The 22,643-nt window shown below is 47.8% G+C and carries 15 protein-coding genes; 5 read left to right on the top strand and 10 right to left on the bottom strand.

Going from position 1 to position 22,643, the window contains the following annotated elements:
* Positions 1-70: 70 nt before the first annotated feature.
* Both DFP95_RS20480 and DFP95_RS20475 read right to left on the bottom strand, forming a co-directional pair.
* On the bottom strand, positions 71-1,810 hold the full coding sequence (locus DFP95_RS20480) for an ABC-F family ATP-binding cassette domain-containing protein (protein ID WP_115994556.1): 1,740 nt from the start codon (positions 1,808-1,810) through the stop codon (positions 71-73).
* 254 nt (positions 1,811-2,064) lie between these two features.
* Positions 2,065-2,922 carry an SDR family oxidoreductase gene (locus DFP95_RS20475; RefSeq protein WP_115994555.1) on the bottom strand — a complete coding sequence of 286 codons (858 nt, stop codon included), beginning with the start codon at positions 2,920-2,922 and terminating at the stop codon, positions 2,065-2,067.
* A gap of 233 nt (positions 2,923-3,155) precedes the next feature.
* Between DFP95_RS20475 and DFP95_RS20470 the strand changes: the two genes are divergently transcribed.
* Complete coding sequence (locus DFP95_RS20470; RefSeq protein ID WP_245987791.1) at positions 3,156-3,704, top strand: TetR/AcrR family transcriptional regulator; 549 nt, start codon at positions 3,156-3,158, stop codon at positions 3,702-3,704.
* A 334-nt stretch (positions 3,705-4,038) separates the two neighbouring features.
* Here DFP95_RS20470 and DFP95_RS20465 read toward each other — a convergent pair whose 3' ends face one another.
* Positions 4,039-4,791 carry an SDR family oxidoreductase gene (locus DFP95_RS20465; RefSeq protein ID WP_115994553.1) on the bottom strand — a complete coding sequence of 251 codons (753 nt, stop codon included), beginning with the start codon at positions 4,789-4,791 and terminating at the stop codon, positions 4,039-4,041.
* 119 nt (positions 4,792-4,910) lie between these two features.
* Here DFP95_RS20465 and DFP95_RS20460 point away from each other — a divergent pair, with 119 nt between their 5' ends.
* Positions 4,911-5,381, top strand: coding sequence for a MarR family winged helix-turn-helix transcriptional regulator (locus tag DFP95_RS20460; RefSeq protein ID WP_115994552.1), 471 nt, complete (start codon positions 4,911-4,913; stop codon positions 5,379-5,381).
* Between the two features lie 209 nt (positions 5,382-5,590).
* On the opposite strand, the gene DFP95_RS20455 is transcribed toward DFP95_RS20460, so the two are convergent.
* Positions 5,591-7,186 carry an ATP-binding protein gene (locus DFP95_RS20455; protein WP_245987787.1) on the bottom strand — a complete coding sequence of 532 codons (1,596 nt, stop codon included), beginning with the start codon at positions 7,184-7,186 and terminating at the stop codon, positions 5,591-5,593.
* A 356-nt stretch (positions 7,187-7,542) separates the two neighbouring features.
* Entirely contained in the window at positions 7,543-8,541 is a 999-nt protein-coding gene (locus DFP95_RS29725) for a VOC family protein (RefSeq protein ID WP_181907542.1), read from the bottom strand.
* Between the two features lie 95 nt (positions 8,542-8,636).
* Here DFP95_RS29725 and DFP95_RS20445 point away from each other — a divergent pair, with 95 nt between their 5' ends.
* Complete coding sequence (locus DFP95_RS20445; RefSeq protein WP_115994551.1) at positions 8,637-9,116, top strand: winged helix-turn-helix transcriptional regulator; 480 nt, start codon at positions 8,637-8,639, stop codon at positions 9,114-9,116.
* A 179-nt stretch (positions 9,117-9,295) separates the two neighbouring features.
* On the opposite strand, the gene DFP95_RS20440 is transcribed toward DFP95_RS20445, so the two are convergent.
* Together DFP95_RS20440 and DFP95_RS20435 are read right to left on the bottom strand one after the other, a co-directional pair.
* Positions 9,296-9,763: a phage tail protein gene (locus DFP95_RS20440; RefSeq protein ID WP_115994550.1), complete on the bottom strand. Its 468-nt coding sequence runs from the start codon at positions 9,761-9,763 to the stop codon at positions 9,296-9,298.
* A 21-nt stretch (positions 9,764-9,784) separates the two neighbouring features.
* Complete coding sequence (locus tag DFP95_RS20435) at positions 9,785-10,237, bottom strand: DoxX family protein (protein ID WP_115994549.1); 453 nt, start codon at positions 10,235-10,237, stop codon at positions 9,785-9,787.
* Between the two features lie 300 nt (positions 10,238-10,537).
* Here DFP95_RS20435 and DFP95_RS20430 point away from each other — a divergent pair, with 300 nt between their 5' ends.
* Positions 10,538-11,170 (top strand): TetR/AcrR family transcriptional regulator, encoded by a 633-nt coding sequence (locus DFP95_RS20430; protein ID WP_115994548.1) that lies wholly within the window; start codon positions 10,538-10,540, stop codon positions 11,168-11,170.
* Positions 11,171-11,174: 4 nt separating this feature from the next.
* On the top strand, positions 11,175-11,891 hold the full coding sequence (locus tag DFP95_RS20425) for an MBL fold metallo-hydrolase (RefSeq protein WP_115994547.1): 717 nt from the start codon (positions 11,175-11,177) through the stop codon (positions 11,889-11,891).
* A 270-nt stretch (positions 11,892-12,161) separates the two neighbouring features.
* On the opposite strand, the gene DFP95_RS20420 is transcribed toward DFP95_RS20425, so the two are convergent.
* The 3 genes from DFP95_RS20420 to DFP95_RS20410 form a co-directional block, all read right to left on the bottom strand.
* Positions 12,162-18,548, bottom strand: coding sequence for an InlB B-repeat-containing protein (locus DFP95_RS20420; protein WP_181907541.1), 6,387 nt, complete (start codon positions 18,546-18,548; stop codon positions 12,162-12,164).
* A gap of 212 nt (positions 18,549-18,760) precedes the next feature.
* Positions 18,761-21,838 (bottom strand): AfsR/SARP family transcriptional regulator, encoded by a 3,078-nt coding sequence (locus DFP95_RS20415; RefSeq protein WP_115994545.1) that lies wholly within the window; start codon positions 21,836-21,838, stop codon positions 18,761-18,763.
* A 253-nt stretch (positions 21,839-22,091) separates the two neighbouring features.
* A partial coding sequence (locus DFP95_RS20410; protein WP_147304196.1) for an ABC transporter permease occupies positions 22,092-22,643 on the bottom strand: 552 nt, incomplete at its 5' end.

The raw sequence follows: 22,643 nt of genomic DNA, 5'->3' as shown, positions 1-22,643 counted from the left end.
GCCATCCCGTTGGATGGCTTTTAACGTGTTTGCTCGTATGCTTCATCGTCGAACTCGGGCTAACTCATTCTTAGAGCAACTTAATCAGCTCTTCCAGCTCATCGACCAATCCTTTTGCAAGTTCGAAATTTTTCTCTTTTAAAGCCAATTCTATTTTCATTTCAACTGCTTTTTTATTTTGCTCCGTTGCTAAATAATCTCTATCAAAATGACTTTCGTAAATCATCTGTCTAAATTTTCGTATGCTCATTTTTCTAATCGTCTTATCTTCAATGATCAAAACATAATCCATACCATTCACAACAGAATAGAAATCATGCGAAATCATGAGAATCGCGCCTTTATAGTCTTCAATGGCTTTCTCCAACGCTATTTGCGTATAGGTGTCTAAATGGCTTGTCGGTTCATCAAGAAGCAATACGTTTGCTTTACTTGCAGAAACTTTAGCCAGTTGAAGGATGTTTTTTTCTCCGCCGGATAAAGATTCAATCTTTTGATTAAGGATTTCCCCTTCAAAGCCATAGTTTAAAAGATACGATCTGATCTCGTCATAGGTTTTAAACCCAGCATCGATGAATTCTTCCATTATCGTATTGGAATCCTTGAGCATTTCACTTTGAATCTGAGATAAATAAGCCACTTTAACATCGGCATTAAATTCAATTGAATCAAGATTATTTTTGTAGATATCTCGGAGGAAGGTTGTTTTCCCGGTACCGTTCGAACCGATAATGGCTACCTTATCCGTAGATTTTATCTCAAAGTTAACATTTTCCAGAAGCAACTCATCAAAGGCAACACCATAATTACTGACATTTATAACCGTGCTGTCTTGAATTTCATTAGCAATACCGAAACGGATATTCGGCTGCTTAATATTAACGAATGGCGCTTTAATTCTACGCGCTTCCAATCTTTCTTGAAAACTAACTCTAGCTTTTAACGCTCTTCCTCTAGATGCATCCGAATAAATAGTTGCCATAGCCCTAAGATTATTGACGATGTTCTCGTTTCTCTCGATTTCTTCATCATCAGCGATCGCGAGTTCTTGTAACTCGATTTTTGTCTGAAGTAATGAAAAATTATAATCGATGTATCGCCCATCAAACTCTTGGATCTCGGTGTTCTCAAGGTGTAAGATTTTGTTGAAACAATGATTCAACAGATATCTGTTGTGCGTAACAACCAGCAGCATGCCTTTGTGGGAATTGATCAATTTTTTAAGTGCATTTAGGTTATCAAAGTCCAAAAATACATCGGGTTCGTCCATAATCAGCAAGTCCGGACGGCTAAGCATTTCCTTCATTACTTGAATGAGTTTGAATTCCCCGCCGCTCAGGTCGGATACGTTAAGATCTTTTATCTTCATGAGGTTTGCCAGGTTCAGTTGCTTATTAATGGTGTTTTCAAAATTATCCCCGTCCATCGACTCGAAGGCATCCAAAGCCGATTGATACTTTTCCAGCAGCGAATCCATATCCGACGTGGTTGCCATTTCAGCATAAATCGATGTGATTTCATCTTGTATCTTAATAAATTCTTCTCCGATATATTCGAAAACGGTCATTTCTTTGGTTTTGTCCACTTGCGAGAACTGACTCACATGCCCGATTCTGCAATCCGGGTCGATCTCTAACTTGCCATCAAACAAATATCTTTCCGGATCCGTCAGGATCTCGATCAGCGTACTTTTCCCACTGCCGTTTGTTCCGATAAAAGCGCAATGTTGACCTTTTTCAAGCGTAAACGAAATGTTGGTATAGAGTTCTTTTTGCGGAAACGAGAAGGATAAGTTATCGACTTTTATCATAGTGTTACCTTTCTTGATAGCTAAAATGGTGACTATTTTCGAATGTATTGAAGAGCATAGATTATAAGTTTGCCGTTGTTAGACTAACACTGTTTACAAACAACTACAATGATCATATTATTGGCGATTTTTGTACTTGCCGTTACTTATGATAAGGTTCTCCGCGCTGTCTGTAACGGCAAGTTAAAGGGCCATCCTATGCGGGATGGCCCTTTCATTACACGAATAAACCGGAAACAGCATTCACAGCGCGTCTATAGAGGTAAAGACTCTTTTAGAAAGTCTCTTAGCGTCACCGGAGGTCGCCCGATCAGGTCAGCTAAAGCGTCACTCGTTTGCGCGAAGTCCCCGTTACGGCTGGCAAGGAATAAACCCAAGGTGATTGCAATGCGCGCTTCCGGAAAACCTTGGGCAGTCAGATATGCCCGATACGCTTCGTCCGTTAAGACCTTTCGATAGATAGGCCGGCCGACGATATCCGATACCATCGCCGCAACCCCCTCCATGTCAATCGCTTCAGAGGCCGTTAGATTCGGAGATGGACCATCCCAGTTCTTCCCGGTTAAGATCACTTCAGTAGCTTGGGCCAAATCCGAGTGCGTTGTCCAGGCAATCGGACCGTCCTCGGGAACAATCAACTCGCCTGTTGTGACGGCATCGCCTATTAATCTAACCAACGAGGAGGCGTAAAAACCGTTGCGAAGAGACGTGTGGCGCATACCCGACTGTTCAAGCAAATCTTCTGTCGCTGCATGGTGAACCATAGGCGGAAAATACGACGTCGAAGAAGAGCCCATGTGACTCGTGTAAAGAACCCGTCCGGCACCGGATTTCTTTGCTGTGTCAATCGCGGTTTGGTGCTGACTGATCCCCGCATCTCCCAAAATACCGGTTGAAACCAGGAGAACCTGCGACGCGCCTTCAAAAGCATTCAGCAAGCTCTCCGCCTCAGCGAAATCGCCATGACGAACACGTACGCCGCGCTCCTCTAGATCCTGCGCCTGGCCCACATCCCGAACACTGACACCAATCTGCTCAGCCGGGATGCGCTTAAGCAACTGCTCGACCACGCCCCTGCCTAAATTCCCATTCGCTCCAGTAACGATAATCATGTTACTCTCACCCTTTCTTCTCTGTAATAAGTTTGCTAACTATACGGATTTGTGTAACCATATATCGCATAAGTAAAAGATAAGGGGTTGGAGCCCGGTCAACAATCAGCAAAAGGCCGGTTTCGTTGCGTTCCCGACACAATCGCCGTTTTGTTGGTTTTTGAGATCCGAAGAAAGCGTGGTGTAGCATGCCGGTAAATCCAAGCGATCCCCGTGTAAAGAGAACCCGACAATTGTTTATTCAAGCCTTTAACGATCTGCTCGGCGAAAAGAGAAACATCTATTCCATTTCCGTTCACGACATAACGAATCGAGCGGCCGTTAACCGCGCAACCTTCTATGCCCATTTTGAAGACAAATTCGCTTTTCTCGCTTATTGGATGACGGAGAAGTATCAACTTATTCTTAGAAATAAACTGCCGGATGATGCTGCCTTCAGTCCGGACAATCTGTATGTCCTTGTTCAGACCGTCTTTCATTTTCTAGTACGATTTCGACAGTACCTCACGCCGGGAGACAAGCAATTTGAGCCGTTGCTGGAGAACGCCATGCAAAAGGAATTGTATCGTCTCCTACTCCAATGGCTAAAATCGGGGCCTAAACAGAGCGGCCCGCCAGAAAAGCTGGAAGCTACGGCTCTTGTGGTCAGTTGGGGCATATTCGGGTCGGCCCTGCAGTGGAGCAGGGAGGTTCAGGCCCGCACGCTGGAATCGATGGTGGAAGAGGTTGTCGAGGTTGTAACGGTTAATTTAGGCGCTTATTGGGAGCAAGCAACCGGATGAGCATGATCGTGAATATGGCCGCAATCTCCTGCTATCTGCGGAGTCACACTTAGAAAGCCTAATCCGCTTAAGCACCTTCCAGTAAAAACTTGCCCTTATTTATGATACGGTTCACCGCGCTGCTTGAAACGGCAAAAAAGCCTTCAGACCCACTATGGTGGTGGTTTTGAAGGCTTTTTCGTTCTGAATATGGGAATTACTCATCCGCTACTGCTCTGTTGGAGCACCCGACAGATGAGCTGTTGTGTATCTTACATGACCTCAGAGTGTCCGGCAAGCATTCGCTCCTCAGCTTCCTGCCGACAATTCCTTTCGATCACGCGCTCCAGATTCATCACCACGGGAGCGGCCCATCTTCGTCCGAGAACGTGCCCGTCGGGCCGTTATTGTCAAGGAGCGCGAGGCGCACAGGCTCGCGTGCAGCCTGTTGGACGGTTCGAGTCCCCGCGAAGTTGTTGAGGTCCGTACCTGTGAAACCCGGGCACGCAGCGTTAACCTTGATGCCTGTCGACTCGAGCTCGATGGCTAAGGCAAGCGTGATCGCGTTAAGGGCGGTCTTCGACGGGCTGTAAACGGCGCCGAAAACCGACCGATGCGGAAAGTTCGGGTCCGAGTTGATCGTCAGCGATCCGGAAGAGCTCGATAAGTTGACGATGCGTCCCGCCGGCGCTTCACGAAGGAGCGGCAGCATTGCTTGCGTGACGGCGATAACGCCGAACACGTTCGTCTCGAACACAGCACGCACTTCGTCGAGAGATGCAACGCTCGGGCGGCCAGAATTCGCGATCTCCTCGAGTGGTCTGCCCGTCTTTCCGGCATGCGAGATGCCCGCGTTGTTTACGAGCACGTCGAGACGGCCAAGCTCGTTCCGGATGAGTTCTGCCGCGGCTTCGATGGAGACCTGATTCGTAACGTCAAGCTGGAGGGCTCGGGCGTTCGCTCCGATGCTCTTCGCAGCCGTCTCCCCTTGCTCGAGGTTGCGTGACCCGACTAGTACGGTAAGGCCATTAGCCGCGAGATCCTTCGCGATTTGAAGACCGATTCCTTTGTTGGCCCCGGTGACCAAGGCGACTGGTTTGTCATGCATAGTGATACTCTCCTTTTTGCATCGATGTACGGCATTTGCTATATATCTTGGTTGACATGTCAACTTAAAATAACTGTAACATATTGTGGTTGACACGTCAACCATGCTATTATGTTCCTATGGACAAGAACGAGTTAAACGAAGAGGAAATGCGTATATGGCACTTGTGGAAAGGCTCCTTTCAGAGCATCTTCGGTCGCGTAGTTAAAGAGATGTCCGAGCACACAGGACTATCCGAAGGTGATTATGCAGTATTGGATCGGTTAGTCCTTTTTGGGAACGGCAGCCTTCGTCAACAGGAGTTAGCTGACTCGATGGACTGGGATAAGAGCCGATTGTCACATCATTTGACGCGGATGGAGAAACGCGGGCTTGTAACGAGAAAACCATTAGACACAGATCGCGGTGTTCAGGTCATCATCACTTCTGCTGGGAAATCCGCATTGGATGAAGCCCATCCTATCGCGGCTAAGGCAATACGCAAATATTTCCTTGATCAATTAACCGATCAAGACATGGAGTCGATCACTAAGTTGGCGGAAAGAACAAAAACAGGGAACTCAGCATCTAGTGAGACCCCACCGCCTTGACCGCGGTTTCTTGATGTTATACAAGGGTTCAGCTTAACGGTGAAAAATAAGCGGAGACGCTTTTAGGGCCATCCTTTGCGGGATGACCCTTACATTGATTTCTTTTTCTTTTGTTCAGCTATCGTTCCAAACTTCCTCTTGCCTCGCCCAATTCATTACTTGCTCCGAAGATAATAAAATTTTTCCTGAAATATCCTTTTATTGAATTTTCAAGTTTGTGGCAACCATATTATAAAGGTTGTCCCTTTTCCATTCTCGCTTTCTACTTTTATTCTTCCTTTATGCAATTCAATAATGCTATAGCTCATCGATAATCCTAGACCTAATCCGTATTTTTTCGTTGAATGAAAAGGAGTAGATAGCTTTTCTAAAGTATCTTTATCCATTCCAAATCCATCATCTCTAATGATAATTTCAATCCCATTATCCAGTCGGCTCTGCTGGATAACAACTGATATGTTCCCATCTAAGTCGATTGCATCAAAGGAATTTTGTAGAATATTTAGAATGACCTGTTTTATTTTATCCTTATCTATGTAAATCTTATCTTTATAAAAAGGTTGATAATGTACTTTTATGTTTTTACTATGAAAGTCACTTTCCATTAACGCCAAAATATCTTCAATAAGCGCATGCAGGCCTACTCTAGTTTTTATGATTTCTTTTTGATCAGGCTTAGCCATCATCACAAATTGCTGTACAAGATTTTTTATTCTTTCTAACTCATTGAAGATGATTCTAAAATAGTCTTTTTGCTTATGGTCGGCCGTTTTAAAATTTTCTTTAAGGAGCGCTAATAATCCTATGATTGACGTAAGCGGATTTCTAATCTCATGAGCAAGCCCGGCACTAATTTTACCTATAGCCGACAATTTCTCGCTTAGCATGAGTTGTCTTTCTAAAACTAGTCTTTCTGTAATATCTCTAAACTGGCCGAATACACCGATGATTTGGTTGGATTCATCATAGATTGGAAATGAGTCAAATAAAAAAGTTTTATTTGATATAGATATCTCTATATCTTCATACTTTTTACTACCTCCCAAAACCCTTCCCATGTATTCTCCGATAACTGCTGCTTCCGTAATTGGACGATTGCGTATTTCACCTTTTTTACTAGATAAAACTTTCTCGGCATAAGGATTTATTTCGACTATTTTTCCATTCTCATCGGTCAAAATGACCCCGGTTCGACTGTTTTCCATTAGCACTTGATTCAAAACTGATAATTTCTTATTCTGCTTCTTTGCAATTACCTCTCGTTCTATAGAATCTACAGCAGACTGGAGCAATCCTAAATGGTATGGGCTTACATGATGAGCGGCCATCATCATCGAAATCGTTCCGCTTATTTTACCCGAAGAACGAAATGGTACAGAGAAACAAGCAGTTTCATGTAAACAACGGAAAAAATGGTCTGATCCAATGAGCTTTGCGGATTGTCCCATTCTTAATGCCATTTCAATACTATTCGTTCCAACTTTCTCTTCCTCTAATCTGATTCCGGTGGATAAACCTAATGATTCAATTTGCCACTTAATCATTTCATCACCGTACATTTCTAAAATGTACCCTTCATGATCAGTGATACTGATCACAACAGCCGTCCCGTCTAAATCGGATATTAACCTCGTCATAAATTGTCTTGCTACGGATATGGTAACATCAAGTTTACTTTTCCTTTGCTCCAACACACTTTTCGGCAATTTTTCTTTAGGAACTGGCAGATCATTGGGATCCAATTTATGATCCAAACATTTTTGGTGTGAGTTAGATATATATGTATCTCTTGTTTCTATCATCATAATAGTCACCAACCGAAAAAGTAATATAATACAATTGATATTTTTGTCTTCCCGACGAGCCGATTGAATGCGATCCGCCCGGAACAGACGATAGCCTTGCCGCATGAAGCAATAGGCCGGACAATACCTAGCGATCGATCCCGCGTCTCCTCCCTTTGTCTTCAATATTATCAGATAACAAGCCATGATTTGTCTTGTTTAAGGATTATATTGAATTTGCAACCAAACTCGCATAAAGGTGGAGGCCCCGTACTGTCTGTAACGGCAAGCTTAAGGGCCATCCTTTGCGGATGACCCTTTCTTGATCTCGCTTTATTATCTATGTGGAATGGAGGAAGGCTCCAGGAGCTAGTTCATCATCCTAGTTCAGCTACACGGAAAATTGCAGCCATCTTATCCAGACATGGCTCAAGCCCTAGCTTGGACATGTCCCTGGCTTGCTCCGTTGTATAGCCGTATTCTTCAATAATCAACTCTGTCCGGTCACCTTCCAGTCTCTTCAGGATGACGACATGCGGAACTTCCATCGGGATGCCGGCAGGCAGACCGATTTGTTGGGGAACAAGAGGGGTCCCTTGTTGATCCGTGAATCGCAATATGTACTCCATCTTATCCAAGGGCATGATATTCGTATAAGTCCAAGTGTTGTACATTTTATGGCCTCCGAATGACTCGGGCGCCTGCATACAGACGAGAGAATTCCCGCCTACCCTAACGTCCATCTCCGCGACAGGACACGTAAATCCCGTTGGGCCCCACCACTGGCGGACCAGCTCCGAGTTCGTCAAAGCATTCCACACTTTCTGAACAGGTGCTTCAAGAACTCGAGATACGGAGAGATCATATGTCTCATTACCCTCGTATGCTTGTTGCAGCTTCGGGAGATCAAGCTTCTTCATCTGCAGCATGGCTCTTGTGACTCTTTCAGACTTACTGGTGTCAGGATCACCCAGCATATCAGAGAGCTGTACAGGAACGATTTGCCAAGAGAGACCATATTGATCCTTGAGCCACCCGCACACTTGTGCTCGCTCGTCTCCTCCTTCCGAGAGCTTCGCCCAATAATAATCAATCTCCTCCTGAGAATCACAGTTCACGATCATAGATACGGCTTCATTGAACTTGAACTGCGGTCCGCCGTTTAGAGCAACAAATTCCTGTCCCTCCAATTCGAAGGTCACGGTCATGGCCATTCCTTCTTCTATCCCATCAGCGGGATGCCGTTCCTTTCCGTAACGAACGATTCTGCTGATCTTGGAATTCATAAATATCGACGTATAGAATCTTGCCGCCTCTTCCGCCTGCGACTCCAGCCATAGACAAGGTGTAATGCGAGATGTGAGCGTCGGTGACACACTAATCACTCCCTATTTCACTATGATTATCAAAGCGAATTAAGCGTAACATACTTTACTTTGATAATCAAACTGAAACGTGGTACTCTCAAATTATGAAAAGATCAGATCATAAATCGAGCTGCCCGATCAACTTAACGATGGAAATTATAGGCGACACTTGGTCACTGCTTATTATTCGAGACATGGCAGCACTTGGAAAGCGGACCTTCGGCGAGTTTCTCGATGCGGAAGAACGAATCGGCCCTAGTGTACTAACCGATCGGCTCAATCATTTGGAGAGGAAGGGGATCATTGAGAAAAGGCCGAGCGAACAGGATAAGCGAAAATTCATCTATTCTTTGACCGAGAAAGGGATGAATCTAATTCCGATCGTCTATGAAGTGGCAGTGTGGGGCTCAATTAACCAAGTGGATTCTGAAGCTCCCGATGTGTGGTACCAATCGATGAAGTACGACAAAGAACTGGTACTTCGGCTTTGGCGGGAAGCGCTAGAGAGCGGCAGTTCCTTTTATAACGGAGCGAACAGCGTGGTAACGTCTTTGGGACTTGACGGCATTCAGTCTAAGGTTTAACAAAGAGCAATTCTACACCAATTGCTGCCACCGTGAGATCGCTCCATATTTGCGATAGCAATTGGCATTTACGAAGAAAACTTGCCGTTACTTATGATAAGGTTCAGCTTAACGATCATAACGATGAAATGACGAAAGGGAGCTTGCCGCGGCAGCTCCTTTTGATTTTGCTTATTACATTAATATTCGCCTTTAATGACAAAAAACGTGCCTCGAATTGTCCCGGCTAGGCTAGACTTCTGTCTAGCAAACTTAAACTTCTTCTCCTCTAGCTCCTTTGGTACTTCCATCCCTTGAGAAAGCTTAAAACCTACGGCCCGCTTCTTAGGGTCATCAACCGTATATAGGACGTTGACCCCTAGACCATCCTCATAAAAGACAAAGGTCCAGTCTATATTCTCCACTTGAAGACGCGCCGTTTGCAACGGCTTGGCTGCAAACTCAATACCACGTTCTTCTTTCAGAATGCGATTCACGTAATCCAGAGTCTCCTTACTATCGCTAGCCGGTACAACCGTAAATTCATGCTTGTATTTGTTCATGAAGTAACGAGCTTCGTTCGCACGTAAACCTGCAAGCGCATCTGCTACAGGGGAAGACTGTAAACCAACCGTAGACACATTTTTGAAATCAACAGTATAGGACATTTCCATCTCTCCTCTTGTCAGTTAAAGTTTGCGGTTCTTCGGACGCGATGCCCACGAGACGATCGTCAGGGCTGCAAAACCAATGGTGGTGAGTATATGGTACGCATACGCCCCATAGTCCTCCGCGAATGCATGCGATGCGGCAGCGCCAGTCATTTCAAAGAAAATACCGGCGTATGCCCATTCTTTAATCCGCGGAAAACCCGGTACGAGAATGGCGATCGCCCCTAGTACCTTCCAAATCCCGATCACGGTCATAAAGTACGACGGATACCCCAATATCTCCTCCGTCTCGAGCGTCCCCCATTGATAGGTGATATCCCCGATTCCTCCGCTCCCCACCACAAAGGCAAGCAGCGCCGTCGCAACCCAATAAGCAATCCCTTTTCCCCGAGGGAGCGTTTCTACTTTCACGGTTTGTTCCGTTCCCGTCAATTTATAGTTTTCTGAGATTTTGATAGAGTAGTTAGACATTTTATTCTCTCCTTTGAGCATTTATTTCTTACAAGATTGATTCTATTTATTAAATGTATCAAAAAATGATACTCTTTATGATTTATGAACAGCCCTATTTTTATGGATGGTTATTTCAAACCTTTCCTTTACCGTCACTTATGGTAGGGTTCAGCGTAACAGTTAATTGGCGAAATTCGCAATTGGAGTACCCTTTAAACCACGCTGCCCTTGATTACCTTAAAAGGGTTGCCGAATAACTAACCATTGGTTATATTATAACCAATGGTTAGTTATTCTTTTATTATGGAGGTTACAGGAATGGCACCTCGTCAGAAGCTCCGCTCCGAAGAGACCAAACAAGCGATTTTGACTGCCGCAGGAATGTTATTCGCGAATCGAGGTTATAATCGCGTGTCGATGAGAGAAATCGCGAAAGAGGCCAATTGCTCGCACACGACGATCTACATTTATTTCAAGGACAAAGAGGAACTTTTGCACGCGATGTCCATGCCCCCCCTGCTCGAGGCGCAAGGGAATATTAATGTTATTACGAATCAGACCAGCCTTTCACCAGAAGCTAAGCTCAGGGCAATCAGCATGGAGTTCCTCCGTTTCTGCTTGCAGCATAAATCCGTTTATCAAGTTATTTTTATGGTCAAGGGGGTGCGCGTGGACGAAGAGGACCCGGTACTGGAGATCAATCGAATTCGCATCAACCTATTCAAGTCGATTGGGCAGGCCCTCCAAGGTGTGTTTCCAGTACAGCCAAACCCGGATCGCTTGCTGAAGTTCAATCGAATCTATTTCTTCATGTTGAACGGGATCATTAACACCTATTTGCTAACCGACGAATCCCTTCCGGACATAATGAACCGCTTGGGCCCAACTTTCGAGGAAGCTCTCGATACTCTTCTCACCGGCTTTAAATTAGAAATGACGAGCGAGGGATGATGAAATGAAGACTACACAAATATCAGAACACATTTGGAGCTTACGGACATGGATGATAATCCCGATTACCGTGTGGGTGGTCGTTGAAGAAGATGGGGTCACTCTGGTCGATACAGGAATGTCCACGATGGCCAAAGGAATTCTGAAATTCATCAACAGGCTAAACGCCGGCCCGTTAAAACAAATCGTGCTGACCCATGGGCATCCCGATCATGTCGGAGCACTCAAATCCATATTGCATCATCACCCGGTTACTGTCTTCGCCCACAATAAAGAAATCCCCTATCTGCTAGGCGAATGCTCTTATCGAGAAGGTAAAAAGCCGGTCGCCACTTTAATTCATGGAGGGGTTAAAACGTTCGCCCACGACAATGACGGAGAATTACACGCTATTGGCAGCTTAAAACCTTACTTTACACCAGGTCATTCGCCGGGACACGTCATCTTCTACCACGAACAAGACAAGGTTATGCTCGCAGGCGATCTTTTCTCGTCTAAGCATGGCAAGCTACGCAAACCCCTCTTCACACCGAACATGAAGGAAGTACTGAACAGCAGTTTAGTCGTAGGCAAACTGCGCCCTAAACAATTGGAAGTATGCCATGGTCATTCCGTGTTCAATCCGGCAGATCAGTTATCAGACTATATCTCTGAGGAGTCGAAGAAACTCCGAACAGCCGTTGTTTCGGCTGATGGCTCTGACAAACCGTCTTCCCTATGAATTCACCCTACTTATGATACGGTTCACCGTACCACTCTAACGGCAAATATTAAATGGTACCCGAATGGGGTGCCATTCGTACTTGGTTACCCACATTCTGCTGAAGAAGGCGGCAATAGACCACAACAAAATGAGGATGGCGCAGAAATAACCTCTGCTCCATCCTCATTTTTAGTTTATTGCGTTGATGTTTCGGGTGGAGCCGTCTCTACCAGTGAATCTTGTTCACTTTTTGGATCAGCCCCTCCGCCGCGTCGTCCGACGATCTCGTTACGGTGTAATCGGCGCGTTACCGTTGATCGGACCGGAAATCGTGCCATCATTCGCGATCATGCCATTGTTCGTGATCGTGCCGTTGTTCGTGATCGTACCGAAGTTCGCGATAGTGCCGACGTCGGAGATCGTGAACGTGCCGTTGTTCGTCATCGTGCCCCAGATCGAGATACTGTTGTTGTTCGTGATAGTGCCGTCGTTCGTGATGGCGCCAGTGACTTCCTCTGTGATTGTGCCGTTATTGATCACAGTCGCTAAGCTTGAAATATGGAATGTACCACTAACTGTCAACTGTGCTGTCGCATTAGCCAGCGTCAATGTACCGCTCACATTCAGCGTGGCGCCTTCTGCGATGTTCCAAGAATAGCTGGTACCATCCAATGTCGTATCGCTAGCATTCAACGTAGCACCAGATTGGACTTCGATATAGCCTTCCACCATAGAGTCGCTTACATTCAGCGTCGCGCCGTCCGCAAGGGTCAATGTGAAGCCATTCAGCGTGAAATCGCTCAAATTCAGCGTCATGCCTTCCGGAATGGTCCAATTATCCGTCAGCGAAGCACCGCTGATGGATACTTCCGTTGGGGATACGACGGTGATCGTCGCATCTTCCAGATCCAATGCTGTCGCGCTGGAGATCCATGCAGGAAGAGGCTTGACTACCGCACTTGTGGGTGCGCTCGTTACGGCACTTCCCGCTCGACCCATATACTTCACGACAACTTGCAGTTGCTTGCCCACATCTGCCGACGCGATCGTGTAATTCGCGTCTGTACTGCCCGCACCGGTGGCATTCGCATACGTTCCGCTAGTCGCCGCCGTTTCGACTTGCCATTGATACGTCACGCGGCTGCCTGCGGCATCGCTATCACCCATGGTTACATTAGCGGTAAGCGTGTCTCCCAGGGCAGGGGACGAATTGTTGATCGTGACGCTAGTGATCGGTATGGACACCGCGTCAGTTGTTGCGGTTCGCGAGCCGGTAATCGGGCTTACCCCCGTCACCACCACCTGCAGCTTCTTGCCCATGTCCGCGCTAGCAACCGTGTAACTCGCGGATGCATTGCCCGCTCCTGTGGCAGGCGTGTACGTTTCGCTTCCAGCTGTCGTCTCGACTTTCCACTGATACGTCACACGACTGTCTGCGGCATTGCCATCACCCATCGTTACAGCTGCATTCAGGGTGTCCCCTACCTCGGGGGTCGTATTGCCGATACTTACCGATGTTATCGTGTAGTTAGGCGTCCACTGAGCAACAGTCGTGATATCCCCGGCAGGCATTGTCGCAGGTAGAGCAGGGGACCAACCCGTGAATACATAGCCTGCCCTCGTAATAGATATCCCTGATATCGCAGACAAGGAATCCTCATACCGCATATTTACCGCATAATTTCCAGTCGTCCCGCCATTGACAATTCCGCCATTGGGATTGAACGTCATCTTATAAAGGTTACGCTTGTAGTATAGCTTCAATTGGAGCGTACCGGTCGTCGGGACCGTTCCGGAAGCAACCGTACTCGACACGCTGCTGTCATAGGTGAAGCCTTCATAACTCTTCGGTGTTGCTGTGACCGTTCCGCTCACAGGGCCGTTTAACGTTTCCTGTTCGGTTATGGTGTATTGCCCCGTTGTATCTGCCCTGTAATGGGTCACCGTATATGAAGCCGTCCTCTCGCTCCACTGAGCGGTGAATTGGAGAGCATGCGCCGGCATCGTCATATTTAACGGCTTGGAAGGAGACCATCCAGAGAGTACTTCCGTTCCTTTGGTCACATACGGTTGCATGACTCTAGCGCCATAAGGAAGCGTTAATGTATAAGGTTCGGTACTACCTAAGACTTCACCTCCATTCAAGTCATAGGTTACGGGATACGTGTGGCGCTTGTAATACAGTCGTAGAACGGTATTACCGTCCCCTCCGATTGTACTCGACAGAAGTGTGCCAGGAGCGCTGCTGTCATAGGTGAAGCCTTCATACTGCTTAGGAATTGCCGTGATCGTCGCGGCATCTGTTGCACCTAGATAAGGCTCCTCATCAATGATTGAGTATGTGCTACCTATCGATGGGAATCCATACTTATCGATTGCAATATCCTGTAGCAAGTGAACGACTCTGTACGAGATATCCTCTCTAGCCCTCCACATCGCGATGTATGTGGTGTCTTGGCTCGGCATCGTGCTTGGAACGGATGGCGACCACCCCACGAACGTATAGCCAGGTCTGGACACGGTAGGCGTCCAAGTGATGTCGGACCCTATTGCCTTATCTAGCGTTCTGACAACCGCATTATCCCCATAGCCCGATCGGAAGGTCAATCGTCTATCTGCCGGATAGTAATAGACCTTCACCACGGTCGTGCCAGCCGGGTGAATGGTCCCTGCACCGACATTGGCTCCGTTCTTAGTGAGGATGAGGCGATATCCCTGAGACGTGAACTGGCTGGTATTGGTAATCACAATATTCGCATCCGTTGTGCCCGTTAATTGATCCGTTGCCGCGAGTGTCACATCGCCTGCATGCGGAGTACTCGTATATCCGACGTTCGGATTGAACAGGTAGTGTTCCACTCGATACGGCGTATTCGTGTTCGGCGTCCAGCGCGCATAAAGCGTTTTGAAAGCCGCGGGCATTCGGTCAGGAATCGTATACCTTGAGCCGCCTTCATAACTGTCATACCAACCGACAAAGCTATACCCTGGGCGTACAGGATCGGCCGGAACCGTGATTTGTGCGTTATATGGCGCAGAAATCGCGAGAGGCAAGTCCCCGTTATTATAGTAGAACTGGAAACCCCAATTCGACGAGGATGCTGAAAAATACGTTACAAACTCGCGCTTTACTGGGGCAGAAGTGAACGCTAGAGGTGAATTCTTCCATGTAATTGTCAGGGTTCCAGTGCTTCCTAAGGTGTTTCCGTTTATCACTTTTAATGTCCTTGTGCTAGGATTATAGCTGAAATCGGGACTATCAACCTCGACTGAGAAATGAGATGGATCATATAACTTCTGGCTCGTCTCACCTGTTGTCATATCCATGACATTCATCGTGAACAGCTTGTCTGGCAATATGATCGATGTTGCCCTACCTATGAAATTAAACTCAAGCGTATCATCCTGCGGGTACACAAAGTCATAGACATTGTTTTGCGCTCCCACCGAATATAGCGGCCATTCATTCTCATAGATTGGGACTATGGCAGAGAGCATACCGTCACCCAACTGTGCGACGAATGCGGAATCTAGATAGATCCCCATCTCCATATATAGAGCTCCAAGAGAATTGGATGTCCTGCCTGCAGCCGAATTCGTCAGCTCGTAGTAGAAGTATCCCCACAGCTTCAAGTAAGGGCCCGCCTCAACCTCGAACCCGATGCTGTTCAGATCGACACTGAAGACACCGGCCCTCAACACGACCTGTATGCCTGCACGCAACCCTAACGTACCCAACACATAGAACCTGAACTGATATTCGCCATCACCTGTTAGGCTTACGGTATCGCTGCTGCCTGTTCCGCCCAGTACGCGTACAGAGACAGAATATCGCTTGGCGCTCTTATAATTGAAGTCGATGCCCACCGTAAGATTCGGATTCATACTGATGACTAGATTCACTGCGAATTCGATCTCGATGACGCCTAGGCATACTCGCTGGCTTCTCTTGACGAGTTCTTTGCTGAATAGCGTAACCCATTCCGTCTCTTGCTCCAGGATGTCTTGATACTTGCTCCGCAATGTATCCGCGGTTATTGCTCCTGAATCGCCTACGCCGTCCAGCAGCGCTTCGATTTCCCTGGCGATGTTGACTACGTTCTGGGCTGAGCCCCAGTCCAGCGTCTCATACTTGGGCATCGTGCCGATCTCGGCCGTTACCTTGATTCCTGTATACGTATAAGCATCCAGGTTGGCGGTTATGGTGTAGTCCCTGATAATCGGGATGAACCAATACCACTCGATATTCGTATCCCCGTTAATCCCGAGTTCGAAGCGTAACTCTTCCACGAATGTACTCGTCAGATGGATCACGATATTATTCGGATCTCTATCGTCTGTATTGATGACAATATCGGCCTGAACTTGTAGGGAAACACTTACCCCCGTATAGCCAGGAAAATGCTGCAGCCTATTGCTTATTGAAGGTACGACCGTCAGATTGTGCACGCTTACGATTGGGACTGATGCCGATAACGCATTCACTTCGTAACGTTGCTTGAACGTGTCGGTCTGCAGCGCCACAGCCGACAAGTAATCAGCCGCTTCCGTCACGAACCCGCTGGATACCGCTTCTTGCTTGATCTGCCCTTCCAGTGTCGCGACATCCGCATCCGATAATAATGTATCTCCTTCGAGCCTTTCCTGCTGGTAGAAATCCATGGCGCCGGTAATCTGCTCCAGCATTGCATCTGTATAGGCAATGACCTGCATTCCTGCATCTTGACTAATCGATATAATGCGTCCGTAGCCTGCAGAAGTTCCGGTACCGAAGTCACCATTGTAGAAAGCGATATAGTCGCCGACCTTTGCAACCGTAAGTTCACTCAGACCCAATGGCTCATACTTGCTATCACTGTAATTCGTCGTTGATTGATCTACCATGATGGAGTGGTTAGCCGAGTCTCCGTCCGTATCCGCTGCAGAGCTGACGGGTAGTACATTCGGTTTCGCTAACACATTCTCGGCATCGGCGCTTGTGTAGGTGTATGTGTTGCCGTTGATCTCTGTGATCTGTACATAGGCAATATCGCCATTATCGGCATCGCTTGTATCACGCTCATCAGGTCGAACACCCTCGTAGATGGTGACGGTGTCGCCAACTTGAATGTCCGTACTCCCGCTATAAGTGAACGTCCCGTTCGTATCGATCGTGGATTCCAAATCTGTCTCGCTTTCGCCAACGCTCGCGAAGAGTACTGGAATCGAAGCGGAAGCAACCAGCGTGCCAATGTGTGCCATGTTCGAGATGTCCGAGAAAGATAGATAGATCATGTCGGCATTCAGAGCTACATTCACGATCTCTTGCTTAGCGATGCTAAAAATATAGATCGTGGTCGTGTCGTCTTGTCCCGTGTAGGAAAGATTCGTATCCGTCAACGTGATGCGGTACGTGTGTCCTTCTTTGAATTGGCCATCTTGGGCAGCAACAGTGAATTGACCGCCTTCGCCGGTTACTTCAATACCCGCAAATTCAGGATCGGCCAGTGATTCGAACGTCAGTCCCGCTTTGACTTGAGCTGCCGTCATGCTGCTTGTCGCATCTCTCACCCCGACGGTGAAGCTAGGTGCTTGATCTAGTACGGTTACGCTTGGAATGCTCTGAACTGCATCTTCGATGCTTTCAATATACTTGGCATACAGCGTCATATTGCCGCTCGCGACAGCATCGCTCTTCAACACTTGAGTAAGGCCTCTATCTGTAAACCAACCTTGGAAGATAGATCCTACCTTAAGAGGCGCCGGGAGATTATTCAGCGGTGCACCTTGAGACAGCGTAAGGTTATGAACAGCGGAGCCACCATTGGTCTCGAACGTAATGGTATAGTTAACAGTGCCCGGTCCGCTGCCGCTTCCAGGGTTCGATCCTCCATTCGTTGGCGTTGGAGTTGGCGTTGGTGTCGGTTCTGCCGGTTCGGTTGGTTCCGTAGCGGCAGCTGTCTTCACAACCTCGTTGCTGCGCATGGCGAGCGTAGCTGCCACCGCACGATTCGCCTTGGATTGTGGGTTGTAATTGCCGTTAGCATCTCCCGAAAGCAAGCCGGCCTTCCAGAGCTTGACGATAGCATCAACCGCCCATGGAGAAAAGTTGGATAGGTCTTTCGGTTTCGTCGTTACGCTGGCGTTCGTCTGATAAGGGATATTATAGACCTCGAAAAACCGCAAAGTCAGCGCTGCCATTTGTTCTCTTGTTATCGCCGTGCCCGGCATGAATCTATGGTTACCCGTGCCGCTTGTTATGCCTTTCTCAACGGCCCATTGCACATAAGGCGCGTACCAACCGTTCGGCTTCACATCTGTGAATGCAACATTGTTGTATTGGCTTACATCGACTCCCGCCATACGCCCGAGTACAGTCACATACATGGCACGATTCATTGTCCCATCGGGCGAGAAGCTATCGTTACCTGTACCGCTGAATATTCCATTCATTTGAACATACGTGGCCGCGTTATAGAACCAGTCCGTAGGTTCAACATCCTTGAAGGAATTGGAAACGGATTGTTGCGTGTCGGATCCGTTCGCAGCGGCTACCCTTGTATTCGGTGACATGTCATTCCAATTAATAGTCGACGGCGTGCCGACAGCATCGGTCTCCGCAGCGAAAATCTGAGACGGAATTAGCGTTACGAGAATCGTGAACGTTAGCAATAGACTTAATATACGTTTATACAAAGCGTGTTCCCTCTCCCTATCTTTCATCCATATCTTTCCTCTCTCGATCAATTCAGGAACAATTGGCTTCAACGTAGCACGACTGGTCTAAACAAAGTCTAAACAACTCGCGTTCTGCGTAGGATTTTGTCAATCTATGTCCATAGAAATGAATAAGAGCATCCCTCAGTCATTGAAGATGACTAAAGGATGCTCCTCTTGGAAGACAACGGTTAATTTATATTCAGCAATCTCCTGGCTGTGTCCTTCGGCTCCATTCCGAACTCGGTCAGCAGCATCGTCCTCAACGCCTCATATTGCTTGATCGCCGAGATGCGGTCTTTTCCCGAAACCAGTACGTGAATCAGCCGTTCATGAATGTACTCATTCAGCGGATCGTGCATAAGCGCCTTTCGCAACAGTTCCGCAGCGGCATCATATTGCCCCTTCTCCTTCTCACATTCATGGAGGTGAAGCAACATCGCGACGAAATCTCTTTCCAGACGAATTCGCGTCGGCTGTGCCCATTCGTACGAAGTGCCCGCCATATAGCCCTCGCCATATAATTGAACAAGCTCACCTGCATAGTCACGCAACATCATGTCAGTTACCTGCGTCCCGGCGGCCAGCAAACGATTCCAATTATCTAGATCGCAGTCTAATCGGCTCATATCGATACGGTAACCGCCTTCTACGTGCTGGACGATGCCTTCAATTCCGATTTGATTGAAAGCTTTTCGCAAATAGTGAGTCGTTGTATTAAACTGCGCCCCTGCCCGGTCTACCTCTACCTCTCCCCACAAAGCTTCGAGGATCCGATCCCTGCTCACCGCTTCGCCGCAATGGTGAAGGAGAAAGGCCATCAACTCCTCGGTTTTGGATGTCCGCCACTTGACCGCAGCGCCGTTCTCTATCTCCACGCGCAACCGCCCAAAACATCGAATCCTAATGAATGGATGCGAGTCATACACAGGGAACTCTTGCAGGACGCGACGCGCATAACTTGACACATCCGTCGATCCCGCATTTTTGTCTCCATACGACTGAACATATATAGACAACAGCTCCGCCATCGCCGAGCCTTCATCCACAAAGCTGCGAATGAACCCTTGAGGTTCGGCGAGATGCAGCGCGGTAGCCAGCTTCGCGAGTGCCGGCTCGATCCGACCGTCGCGATATAACGTCAAGCTTAGTAATATTAGGATGCGAATACGGTCCCGCAAGCGGTCTTCCTTCGTCAACAGATGGTACAGTCGCTCCGCGAGCGATAGCGCCTGTTCGAATTGTCCGCATGCGGCCAGCACGCGAACATAGGCCAGCTGCTCGGATACTTTGTCCAGCGTTACTTCGTCCGAATGCGACATTCCGCATTGCTTCAACCACATCCGAGCAGAATCCATATCACCTTGGCGCACCATGAGGCTTGCCTGTTCCGCTTCGATTTTGCAAATAAAAATATTATAGTCGGGCGAATCGATCTTCAGCTTAAGTTGTTCTAGCAGCGTCGCGGCTTCCAGAGAATTGCCTTTCGCTTGCTGAATTCTCGAGGCAGCCACATCCAGTTGATACAAATTGCGAGGAACCGGCGCAAGTCCGTCGGCGCGCTTAATGCGGTTCATCCAATCTTCCGCTTCCTCTAACCGATTCCACTCATATAATAGCTTGGCATATGAAGCATACATCGGCGTCGCATACGGATGGTTAACGCGATCCCGCCAATGGTCCATCATTCTCATCAAAAATTGCGCTGTACCCTGACAGTCGTTAATATAGCTTAGATGGTCATCAAACTCATCCCCGTAATAATGTCTATTATTGCCGCCTTGCATAAACAAGTTATGCTCCGCTGCAAACTCATCCCCGAGGATAAAATATTCAGCCGTACCGACAAGGTCTTTGGTAATATAGGCAGCAGAAGCGCAAATATAATAGATTTCTCCCAATGTCTCACGCCATATATCAACGGCTATATGTTCCTTCATCGCTTCGAAACGGATACGAAGCCGTTCGGCTCGATCCGGGATATCGCGGAACTGCCGAACCCCGATCATCCCATACAAACAAAAAAGCTCAACGAACGGTCGATTCGACACATATTGCTCCGGCACTTGCGTCACCCAGCGAGCAACTACGACATTTTTGCGACTAATTAGAAATTCATGCAAATTACCCTCGATCAGGCGAACGACGTCATCATATTGCCGTCCTGTCAAAAAATGCTCCACCGCTTCTTCGTCAAAGCCATTATTTTCAAACCACCGCGCGGCACGCACGTTGGCCTGATCCCACAGCTCAGGCGCTGTTCGAGCGAGCATCGACTGCAGGAAATCAGACAGCAGATGGTGATAGCGATACCAGTTGCGATGATCGTCCAGCGGAATGATGAATAGCTGAAGCCGCTCCAGTTGTTCCAGCTGTTGCTGACCTCCCGCTATACCGGTAACCGCCTCGCATAGTGCATAATTCATCTGACTTAACACGGAAGTTTGCAGCAAAAAATCGCGCACTGCCTCCGGCAGATCGCGAATGACTTCCTCCAGTAAGTAATCGGATATGTGCTGCTGATAGCCGCTGAATTGACTGATCGATTCGGCTATATTGCCGCTCCGTTTCAGCGAGATAGCCGCTAGCCGTAAGCCGCTAATCCAACCTTCAGTTTGGTCGTACAGCATATTGATCTGCTTCGCCGACAGTTTCAATTCAGTCGTCTCTCGGAAGAAATCGGATACTTCCTCCGGCCGGAACCGCAATTGCTCAATCGTAATCCGCTGCATCTCACCTTTCGCAAGCAATCTTGCCGTCGGGAAAGGGAGGTCGTTGCGGCTTGCGATATATAAATGAATATGGGCAGGGAGGTATTCGAGCAAGTAGTTCATCGATTTCTGAATTGCCGGCATCGTCACCAGATGATAATCGTCAAACATGATAGCCAGCTCGCCCGACAGTTGATTCAACTCGTTCAGCAGCGCAGTCATTGCCGGCTCCATCGATACGGAAGATGCAGAGTGCCCTTGCACCAGCAGCGGCCAAACGGTCAAGCCAAAGCCGTCAACACGATTCTGGATCGAAGCGATCACTATGTTCCAGAAATTAATCCAATCATCGTCCTGCTTGTCCAGTGACACCCATGCGACAGGCTTACCGCTTTGTTTGGCCCATTTACTTAACGCCGATGTTTTCCCATAACCGGATGGAGCGAATAAGAGCGTCAGCTTCGCGTCCATGCCCTCATGAAGCAGCCGAAGCAGATCCGTACGTGTAACCAAGGTATGCCGTTCATAAGGGATGTGCAGCTTTGTTTCGGCAATCATCGATAGCCCTCCAAAAATAAGACAGAAAATGAGTAATTAGGAATAACTTCGACATTCAAGACATAAATTCCTATGCTTCGTTGGGCAAACATCTGTCTCGGTATATTGTGAAATACATCGTCTCATACCGTACGCCCCGAATTTCGTTCTATTTATGGTACGGTTCACCTTAGCGGTCATAACGGCGAAAAAGGCAAGGGAGCTGCCTAGGCAGCTCCCTTATGGTTGCTATTATTCTGACGCTGTCGCCCTCTCACACCCGCCTTTTATACGCCCTCATTGCAAAGAAATAGGATACGAGCAAAATCCCGACGCACCACGCAAGCGCGGTCCATATTTCATTGCCTACCGGCTGACCTGACAATAACGCACGGATGGCGTTCACGATCGAGGTCACCGGCTGGTTCTCGGCGAAGGCGCGAACGACCTTCGGCATCGAATCGGTCGGCACGAACGCCGAGCTGATAAACGGCAGGAAGATAAGCGGATAGGAAAACGCGCTTGCACCTTCCACGGTTTTGGCAGATAGTCCGGCAATTGCCGCGACCCAAGTTAAGGCCAGCGTGAACAACGCGAGTATGCCGGCTACGGCAAGCCATGGCAGTATTCCGGCGGACGAACGGAACCCCATAACCAACGCAACGAGAATGATGACGATTACCGATATGGCGTTGGATACAAGAGAAGTCAGCACATGCCCCCAAAGCAAGGCGGAACGTGAAATCGGCATGGTGTGAAACCGCTCGAATATGCCCCTCTGCTTATCCATAAACAGGCGATAAGCCGTATAGGCTATTCCGCTTGC

Origin of the sequence: Cohnella lupini (genome assembly GCF_003386205.1) — a bacterium.
In the GTDB taxonomy this organism is placed as follows: domain Bacteria; phylum Bacillota; class Bacilli; order Paenibacillales; family Paenibacillaceae; genus Cohnella; species Cohnella lupini.
The sequence above is the reverse complement of the archived record's forward strand: the minus strand, read 5'-3'. Positions and strand labels throughout refer to the sequence as shown.